This window comes from bacterium (assembly GCA_020440705.1).
Classification (GTDB): domain Bacteria; phylum Krumholzibacteriota; class Krumholzibacteriia; order LZORAL124-64-63; family LZORAL124-64-63; genus JAGRNP01.
In genome coordinates, this window is record JAGRNP010000248.1 from 1 (window position 1) to 1,789 (window position 1,789).

The window sequence follows — 1,789 nt, forward strand, 5'->3', positions numbered from 1 at the left end:
ACGCCAACCTCCACGCGGAAGTCGACACCGGCGGGCCGGTCGGGGGCGAGGCGTGGTAGCGCCGCGGCGACGCTCCGGCTACGTCCCGTCGCGTGGCGATGTCGTCTGGCTGGAGTTCGACCCGCAGGCCGGTGCGGAACAGTCGGGGCGCAGGCCCGCCCTCGTCGTCTCGCCGCGGGCCTACAACGGCCGCGTCGGGCTGGCGCTGTGCTGCCCGCTCACGACCCGGGTCAAGGGCTACCCCTTCGAGGTGGCGCTGCCCGCCGGCTCGCCGGCCGAGGGCGTCGTCCTGGCCGACCAGCTGAAGAGCCTCGACTGGCGGGCGCGCAGGGCGAAGAAGTTCGCCGAGGTCCCCGACGCCGTCCTGGCCGAGGTGCTGGGCAAGATCGGCACGCTGGTCGGGTGGGGGCCGGAGCGCTGACCGGCCCGCCGCTGGTTCGGATTCCGATCCGTCGCCGCGCCCGCGGCCACGACGGTCCTCCCGGCATGCTCCATGCGGGCAGACCCATCCACGAATCAGATTGAAGTCCCCCAGGCGTCCCGGTATCTTCAGGAGCGAACCCCTTGCACGAACTCCTTACGGCCCCGATCGAGACCATGAACCGATTCGAAGGCACCAGTGCCGACCTTTTGGGCCCGCTCAACGCGGTCGAGCACAAGTACGCGCCGCCGCGGCTCTTCGGCGCCGGCGACCGGTCCGTGCTTTCGCACAGCCCGCGGATCGCCGTCGTCGGATCCCGCCAGGTATCCGACGACGGCGCCACGTTGGCCGCTGCGGTGGCCCGGCAGGTCGTCGATCACGGTGGCCTCGTCGTCAGCGGCCTGGCCCTCGGGGTCGATGGCATCGCCCACCGGACCGCCATGGAGTCCGGCGGCCGGACTCTGGCGGTCATCGGGACACCCCTGGACCGCTCGTATCCTCGCGAACATCGGGACCTTCAGGACCGGATCCAGCACGACCATCTCGTCCTCACCCAGTTCGCCGATGGCAGCCCGGTTCAGCGCCAGAACTTCGTCCTGCGCAATCGGACGATGGCACTGGTGTCCCACGGCACCATCATCATCGAAGCGTCCGAGTCGAGCGGCACCAAGCATCAGGGGTGGGAGGCGATCCGCCTGGGCCGCATCCTGTTCCTGCCGCGGGGACTCGCCGAGGCGGAGTTCGATTGGCCGCGCCAACTGATCGAGTACGGCGCCATCGTCTTCGACGGGGTCGCCGAGCTCAGGGAAGCCCTGGACGAGTTCCTGCCCAGCCGGCCCGGCACCGAGGACCGCCGTGAAGTCCCTCTTTGAGCTCGCCGTAGGGTCGTTTCTGGTCTATCCCAAAGGCAACGACGAGGCGACGCAACGGGCCCGGCAGTTCATCCGCCTCAGGATCAAGATGGGCCGCCACGACGCGGTCGTGAACGCCGTGTCGCGATTGGCCTCGCAAGTCGCCGAAGGCCCGTTGGCCGGTTTCTTTCCGACGGACGCCGTGCTCGTGCCGATCCCGGGCCACACGCCCCGCGTCAAGGACGGTCTTTGGGTCGCGGACGCGATCTGTCAGGAGATGGTCAGGTCTTCTCTGGGCAGCGGCGTTTGGCCCTGCCTCGAGCGGATCCGCACCGTACCCCGGTCGTCGCATTTCGTGAGAGCCGAAGATCGCGCATCACTGCGGGACCACGAGAAGAGCTTGGACTTCCGGGACCTGCTGCTTCCCTCGAACGAGATCATCCTCATCGATGACGTCGTCACGCGGGGCACCACCCTGATGGCCGGCGGCCATTTAATCTCGGAGCGCTATCCTCCT

Annotated in this window: 3 protein-coding genes; all 3 read left to right on the forward strand. The window is 68.9% G+C overall.

The genetic code is table 11. From position 1 onward, the window contains the following. Positions 1-52 precede the first annotated feature (52 nt). Positions 53-421, forward strand: a complete 369-nt coding sequence (gene mazF / locus KDM41_18115) for an endoribonuclease MazF (GenBank protein ID MCB1185339.1) — start codon at positions 53-55, stop codon at positions 419-421. Between the two features lie 176 nt (positions 422-597). Beyond that, a complete protein-coding gene (locus KDM41_18120; GenBank protein MCB1185340.1) occupies positions 598-1,293 on the forward strand; it encodes a DNA-processing protein DprA in 696 nt (231 codons plus the stop codon). After that, positions 1,277-1,789: hypothetical protein (locus tag KDM41_18125; protein MCB1185341.1), on the forward strand; the 513-nt coding region annotated here is incomplete at its 3' end. The genes KDM41_18120 and KDM41_18125, both read left to right, overlap by 17 nt.

Coding starts and splice junctions, on each gene's coding strand:
- KDM41_18120 (MCB1185340.1), top strand. CDS start 598: ATGAACCGATTCGAAGGCACCAGTGCCGACCTTTTGGGCCCGCTCAAC.